This is a genomic window from Candidatus Eisenbacteria bacterium, assembly GCA_016867495.1.
Lineage (GTDB): Bacteria > Eisenbacteria > RBG-16-71-46 > CAIMUX01 > VGJL01 > VGJL01.
On record VGJL01000214.1, the window covers coordinates 1 to 4,218 of the forward strand.

The 4,218-nt window shown below is 66.5% G+C and carries 6 protein-coding genes; 1 reads left to right on the forward strand and 5 read right to left on the reverse strand.

Annotated elements, in window-relative coordinates; genetic code table 11:
- Both FJY88_12365 and FJY88_12370 read right to left on the reverse strand, forming a co-directional pair.
- Positions 1-428, reverse strand: a 428-nt coding sequence (locus tag FJY88_12365; GenBank protein ID MBM3288129.1) for a hypothetical protein, incomplete at its 3' end; no start/stop codon positions are given.
- Complete coding sequence (locus tag FJY88_12370) at positions 425-1,252, reverse strand: ABC transporter ATP-binding protein (protein MBM3288130.1); 828 nt, start codon at positions 1,250-1,252, stop codon at positions 425-427. The genes FJY88_12365 and FJY88_12370, both read right to left, overlap by 4 nt.
- 79 nt (positions 1,253-1,331) lie before the next feature.
- Between FJY88_12370 and FJY88_12375 the strand changes: the two genes are divergently transcribed.
- Complete coding sequence (locus tag FJY88_12375) at positions 1,332-1,784, forward strand: hypothetical protein (protein MBM3288131.1); 453 nt, start codon at positions 1,332-1,334, stop codon at positions 1,782-1,784.
- 48 nt (positions 1,785-1,832) lie between these two features.
- On the opposite strand, the gene FJY88_12380 is transcribed toward FJY88_12375, so the two are convergent.
- The 3 genes from FJY88_12380 to FJY88_12390 all read right to left on the reverse strand — a co-directional run.
- Positions 1,833-2,414: a LemA family protein gene (locus tag FJY88_12380; GenBank protein ID MBM3288132.1), complete on the reverse strand. Its 582-nt coding sequence runs from the start codon at positions 2,412-2,414 to the stop codon at positions 1,833-1,835.
- Between the two features lie 9 nt (positions 2,415-2,423).
- Positions 2,424-3,146, reverse strand: coding sequence for a hypothetical protein (locus tag FJY88_12385; protein MBM3288133.1), 723 nt, complete (start codon positions 3,144-3,146; stop codon positions 2,424-2,426).
- Positions 3,147-3,157: 11 nt separating this feature from the next.
- A partial coding sequence (locus tag FJY88_12390; protein ID MBM3288134.1) for a TPM domain-containing protein occupies positions 3,158-4,218 on the reverse strand: 1,061 nt, incomplete at its 5' end.

The following is a 4,218-nucleotide window of genomic DNA, read 5'->3' on the forward strand; positions in this document are numbered from 1 at the left end:
AGATCTGGACCGACCGCGAGAATCCCCTCTACAGACGGATCCACGATCCCTCCGATCCGCGGGAGGGCGCGCGCCTCTTCCGGGTAGTCGCAGAAGCGCGTCACCCCGGCGATGCGCTCCTGCCTGACCCCGAGCGCGAAAAGCATCTCGGTGAGGTTGGGCGACAGAGAGACGATCGCCCGCGGCGGCGGACCCGGCTTCAGAGGGAATCCGAGCGCATCGCGACGCCCGGATTCGTCCCCGCCTTTCGCCTCGCCGATCCCATCGCCGGCGGTGGCACCGCAGACGCTGAAGGCGAAGCATGCGAGCAGCGAAAGGACTGCCGGCGCGAGCGACGGCCCGATCGGCCGCGAGCCGCGCGCCCGAGTAAGCGACGGCCCGATCGGCCGCGAGCCGCGCGCTCGAGTGAGCGACGGCTCGAGGCTCATCGATCCTTCCGTGGCCCCGGTCGGGAGACCCGCGGGGAGCCGCTGACAGGATCGGCGAAGACCTCGACCTCGACGCCGAAGGTCTGCGCCAGCCGCTCGCGTGTGAGGGTGTGCCGCGGGGGCCCATCGGCGGCGACTCGGCCCTCGTGAAGCAGGATGATCCTCTCGGCATAGGCCGCCGTCACCTCGATGTGGTGATCGGCGACGAGCAGCAACCTCCCGCCGGCGGCGAGCCGGGAGAGGAGCCTGTAGACCTCGTCCTGATACTTCAGGTCGAGACTCGCGATCGGCTCATCGAGCAAGAGGACCGGACTCTCCTGGGCTAGAGCCCGCGCGATCATCGCCCGTTGCCACTCGCCTCCGCTCAGCGTGTCGACGGGCCGCTCGGCGAGATCGTCGAGCCCGACCGTGCGCAGCGCTCCATCGATCGCCGCCTCCTCCGCGGCCGGCGCCCCCGCGATGGGGCGATGCATCCGATAGCGTCCGACGCGCACCATCTCCCGGATCGACATGCTGAAGACCGTGTCGGCCCGCTGAGGAACCCATGCGACCAGGGAAGCGACCTCGCGCGTCGACAGTCCCCTCAGTTCGCGTCCGCATAGGACGACTTGCCCGCCATCCGTTGGCAAGAGGCCGGCCGCGATTCGGAGCAGCGTGGACTTGCCGGAGCCATTCGGGCCGATGAGGGCCGTGAGCCCAGCCCCCGGCAGGTTGAGGTCGATCGACTCGAGGACTGGGCGAGTGTTGTACCTGAAGGTGGGTACAAGAACATGAAGACTGGGACCTGTGCCGACGCCGGCAATAATCGATTCCCGCTCAGTCATTTGTGGAAACCCACGGGGCCCTTGCCAATGATCCCGCCTGCCGCCTATACTGCGGCCTCAACCGACCCGGATGGAGAGAATGGACATCGGATCCGCACCTGAGCCCGACAACCGCTCCGGCCCCGACCGGCGGCGCCGTCCGACGCCTCCCTTCAGTCGCTTCACCTTCTTTGGCGGCAGGCGCAGGACGCGGCGCAGGACCACCGATCCGGAGCACTACTATGTCGACCGACTCGGCGCCGAGGTCTGGCTCGTTCTCCTCCTGGTCTTCCTCTTCCAGATCCTGGACGCGAATCTGACGCTTGCCCTTCTCCGGAAGGGGGGCATCGAGCTGAATCCCATCATGGCCCGACTCATCGAGCACAACGTGTTCGCCTTCTACCTGATCAAGCTCGGCATCTCGGCCGTCGGCCTCTGGTTTCTCGGAATCCACAAGAACTTCCCCTGGGTGCGGCCGGGCTTGGCGATCTTGTTCCTCCTCTTCCTCGGCGTCATCGGCTGGCATTGCTACCTGATCTTCCAGAGCCTCTAGAGCGGCCAGCTCGCATCTGAGCCGCGCGGCCCGGTGTCGCTCTCTGGGCTAGTTCCTGAAGTCCACCTTGGGCGCGGTCGCGGCCTCGGGGGCAGCCTCGAAGGACGTGGCAAGCTTGAAACCCGTCGCGCTCGCCACCAGGTTCGCGGGGAACGCCCTCACCATGATGTTGTAGTCCCGGACCGTCTCGTTGTATCTCCTCCGCTCGACGCTGATGCGATTCTCCGTGCCGGCGAGCTCGTCCTGCAGCCGCAGGAAGCTCTCGTTCGCTTTGAGATTCGGGTAGTTCTCCACGACGACGAGGAGCCTGCTCAATGCGGATGTGAGCTGGTTGTTCGCCTCGATCTGCTGCGGAATCGACCCCCCGCCCGCCACTCTGGACCGGGCCTCGGTCACCCTGACGAGGACATCCTGCTCGTGGATCTGGTACCCGCGCACTGTTTCCACCAGGTTGGGAATGAGGTCGAGCCTTCGCTGCAGGACCGTCTCGACCTGCGCCCACGAGGCCTTGACCGACTCGTCCATCCGCACGAGCCCGTTGTAGGTTCGCTGCACATACCCGGCAAGACTCAGAACGACGATCACCACGACGGCCAGAACCGCGAGACCGACTACTGTTCCACGCTTCATGACACCCCCTTATACGCCCATGCCCTCGGCTACCACCGAGAGTTGCCCAAACAGGCCCAGCGTTCGAAAGTACAGATCCTGCGCCGCGTCCGCGTTCGGTCGCGCCGTGCCCGCCCTGAGCGCCCGCAGGCTCTCGAGAATCTCCGTATCGATTCCGATCGTTGCGGCGCTCGCCTGGCGCAGCAACGCGATCGCGCCCTTCCAGCTTCCACCCCTCGCGAAGACGAGTCCCCTCAAGATCGCCTCGATGGCCGGCGTGACTCCGGCGAGATAGGAACAGAGCGCCCGGCAATTCCCGTGGCTCTCGAGGTAACCGCGCTGCAGCAGAAGGGTTTTGACTTTGACCTCTCGTTCCACTTGAAGGCGAACATCCGACGCGCGAACCGCGAGAGACCCGACCGGATCCTCACCCCTGAGGACTTTGTATCCGGCCATCATCCCGAGGATCTCGAGCGGATAGGAATCCGTGGATGACGGCAGGAACTTCTCATCGACGAGGATCGGAGTCGAGATCCCTCTTGCCGACCAGCTCTTCGCCTTCTTCTGCATGGCGGACAGCAGCGATCGAGAGACCGACCCCACCACGATCAGGAAGTTGAGATCGCTCTTCCGCGGCACGTAGTCGCCCGTCGCCGCGCTTCCGTAGAGGACGATCGCGCGGAGATCCTCCCCGGCCGCCGCGCTCACATCCTCGCAGAAGGCATCGATGCTCTTCTCGATATCCCTGGCCATATTCTCCCCCGTCAATAGCCGCGGGATGCCCCGCCGCCACCGCTCATTCCACCCCCAAAACCGCCAAATCCACCGCCTCCACCGCCAAAACCACCCCCTAGTCCTCCAAATCCTCCATGCCCCCACGGCCCGACCCCGCCCCATCCACGCCCTCTTCTGCCTCCGGCTCTCTTCATCCGCATGATCGTGACGAGAAGCATCAGGATCAGAATCAGGGCCGGGAACGGGAGCGTGACGGGCGGCGCCCCGCGGCGGGATGACCGCGGCGATCGGCCGCTCCACGGAGCGATGCTCGTGTCCGCGCCGCTCTCCCTCAAGGCGAGGACTGCGATCTCGCGGAGTGCGGCCGCGTACGCCTCGGCCCTCCGGTCCTCCTTCAAAAGCGGGATGGCGCGCCGATCGAGGATCTCGCCGGCTCGGCCGTCGGGGATGATCCCCTCCAGACCGTAGCCGACCTCGATCTTGATCCGCCTCTCCCCCACCGCGTCGAGAAGGAGGGCGCCTTCGTTCCTTCCCTTCTTCCCGATCCCCCATTCCTCATAGAGGAGGGTCGAGGCTTCCTCGATCGACATCTCGCCGATCGTTGGGAGCGTCACCAGGGCGATCTCGACTCCGCTTCGCTCCTCGACGGCGGCGAGATAGGCTTCGAGGCTCTCCCGCTCCTTCTGGCCGAGCACTCCCGCGAAGTCGTTCACGTGCCCGATCGGTTCCGGGAATCGACCCTTCGCGGCGGCATCGCTCGCGCGGGACTGTTGCGGCAGGAGCGCCAGGGTGCCGGCGATCGAGACGGCCAGAACTACCGCCGCGAGCGCGGGGAGCGGGGGGGGCGCGGGGGGCGCCGCGACAGCCGTGAGCACCGGGAAGGGCTCACGGAAGCAACGCCTGCGGGTTGGGCGTCGGGGGCGGATCGCGACTACCTCTTCACGCCGACCCAGACATGCCGGCCCTGGCCGAGGGGGATCTCGGTCTCCTGATCCACCGGCCCTCGACCGCGAAGGATCTCGTCCGAGAGCGTCTCGCTGCGGATCGCCGCCTCGTGCTCCTCGAGAATTCGTTCCACGAGTCGGGGGTC